Here is a 2,084-nt window from a genome sequence, read left to right on the forward strand (position 1 = left end):
TGGAAACCGTCAGATCACCCGGTGATCATCCCTGGCTCAATCCCCCACGGCCTGAGCCCCTGCCGCGCCTCAACGGGCGTCAGTAACGCCGCAGCAATCCCGCAAGCCGACCCTGGATCCGAATCTGGTCGGGGCTGTAGCGCTGCGGATCATAGGCGCGGTTGGCGGGATCGAGCCGCACCATCGCGCCCTCGCGGCGGAAATATTTGAGCGTCGCCTCGCTCTCATCGACCAGCGCCACTACAATCTCTCCGTCGCGCGCGACATCCGTTTTGCGGATGAGTGCATAATCGCCGTCGAGAATGCCCGCTTCGACCATCGAATCACCCGAAACCTCAAGCGCATAGTGCTCGCCCGAGCCCAGCAACGCGGCGGGGACGGAGAGCGAGCTCTGCCCCTCGAGCGCCTCGATCGGCATGCCCGCCGCGATCCGGCCGTGAAGCGGGATCTCGAGGACGTCGTTGGCTGCGATGGGGATTTGCGAGGGGATGGCGGGGGCGGGTGCCTTGACCACCGGCTTCGCGTCGGTGCGCTCTGGCATGCGCAACACTTCGAGCGCGCGCGCCCGATTGGGCAGGCGCCGGATGAAGCCGCGTTCCTCGAGCGCGCTGATCAGACGGTGCACGCCAGATTTCGACTTAAGATCCAGCGCTTCCTTCATCTCCTCGAACGAAGGGGAAACGCCGGTTTCGGCGAGCCTGTCGCTGATGAAACAGATGAGTTCATGTTGCTTGCGCGTCAGCATCACCGCACTCCCAAAGGAACGAACGGAGAACGTGTAGGAAACAAAAGGGCGCGCGTCAAGTGAGCGGCAGGATCTCGACAATATCGCCAGCGCGAGCCGGGGCGGTATGCGGTGGCCGCAGGATCAAGGTGTTGGCTGATGCCAGCGCCACGAGCGCTGCGCTGTCCTGGCTCGTGGCGGGGCGCACGGTGCCTTTCGTCCAGATCCCCCGCAGATACTCGGCGCGGCCGGCAGTGCCGGGCAGGTCAGTTTCGAGTGTTGCGCTATGGACGGTGGGCAGCGGGTCACCGGCCCCTCCGAGCCTTGCGACGAGCGGCCTCAGGAACAGCACTGCCGTGGCAAAGGCTGAAACCGGATTGCCCGGAAGGCCGAGGGCGATACTGCTTCCCAGCTTGCCCGCCATCAGCGGCTTGCCCGGCTTCATCGCGATCTTCCAGAAATCGAGCTTGGCCCCCGCAGACTCGAGCGCTGGACGAACGAGGTCATGGTCGCCAACCGAGGCACCTCCCGTCGTGACGATCACGTCGGCGTGGCGCGCGGCATCGAAGGCGTTCGCAAGCGCGTCGAGCCGATCGGCGACGATTCCACCTTCGATGATGTCGACCGGCAGGTCGCCGAGCAGCGCTGCGAGCATCACCGCATTGGAGGAAGGGAGCTGGACGCCTTGCGTCGCCGCGCCAGGCGGAACGAGTTCGTCGCCCGTGGAGATAAGCGCGACCTTCACGCGCCGCCGAACCGCAAGCGCGCCATGACCGCCGATCGCGGCGAGCGCAATCCGGGCCGGAGTCAGTCGCGCACCCGCCTCGAGAAGCCGCGCACCATCCTCGAAATCGCCGCCAGCGCGACGAACATGCTGGCCCGCCGCCGCCGGGCCTTCGCCCGAGAGTACCAGTTGATCGCTATCGTGCGTCGCTTCTTCCTGAATCAGGATCGCGTCGGTGCCGGCCGGAAGCGGTGCGCCGGTGAAGATGCGGACGGCTTCGCACCTGCCGGCGGCGCCCGTAAAGCCCGCGCCCGCAGCACTCTGGCCGATCACACGCCACGGCCCGGGCATGTCTGCGAAGCGGATCGCATAGCCGTCCATTGCCGAGAGATCGGCGGTTGGCTGGCTGCGACGGGCGATCACGTCTTCCGCTGCCCAGCGCCCCGCCGCCTCGGAAAGCGGGACGGTTTCGATCGTCACAGGATCTGCCAGCCCGAGCAGCCGCGTCTGCGCCTCGGCGACGGGCAGGAGGCTCATGCGCGCCAGTCGCCCGACTTGCCGCCCGACTTTGCGCGCAGCGTTACGCCGCCGATCTCCATCCCGCGATCGAGCGCCTTTGCCATGTCATAGACGGTG

Annotated in this window: 2 protein-coding genes and 1 pseudogene; all 3 read right to left on the reverse strand. The window is 66.7% G+C overall.

Features of this window, described 5'->3' with window-relative positions; all coding sequences use genetic code 11:
• Window positions 1-79 precede the first annotated feature (79 nt).
• On the reverse strand, window positions 80-745 hold the full coding sequence (gene lexA / locus VGD20_RS04335; RefSeq protein ID WP_331133272.1) for a transcriptional repressor LexA: 666 nt from the start codon (window positions 743-745) through the stop codon (window positions 80-82).
• 55 nt (window positions 746-800) lie between these two features.
• On the reverse strand, window positions 801-1,985 hold the full coding sequence (gene glp, locus VGD20_RS04340) for a gephyrin-like molybdotransferase Glp (protein WP_331133273.1): 1,185 nt from the start codon (window positions 1,983-1,985) through the stop codon (window positions 801-803).
• Window positions 1,982-2,084 (reverse strand): annotated as a pseudogene (gene moaC, locus VGD20_RS04345) (cyclic pyranopterin monophosphate synthase MoaC); the annotation flags it as partial. The pseudogene moaC and the gene glp, both read right to left, overlap by 4 nt.

Origin of the sequence: Sphingopyxis sp., from assembly GCF_036402335.1 — a bacterium.
GTDB lineage: Bacteria > Pseudomonadota > Alphaproteobacteria > Sphingomonadales > Sphingomonadaceae > Sphingopyxis.

Coding starts and splice junctions, on each gene's coding strand:
- lexA (WP_331133272.1), bottom strand. CDS start 745: ATGCTGACGCGCAAGCAACATGAACTCATCTGTTTCATCAGCGACAGG.
- glp (WP_331133273.1), bottom strand. CDS start 1,985: ATGAGCCTCCTGCCCGTCGCCGAGGCGCAGACGCGGCTGCTCGGGCTG.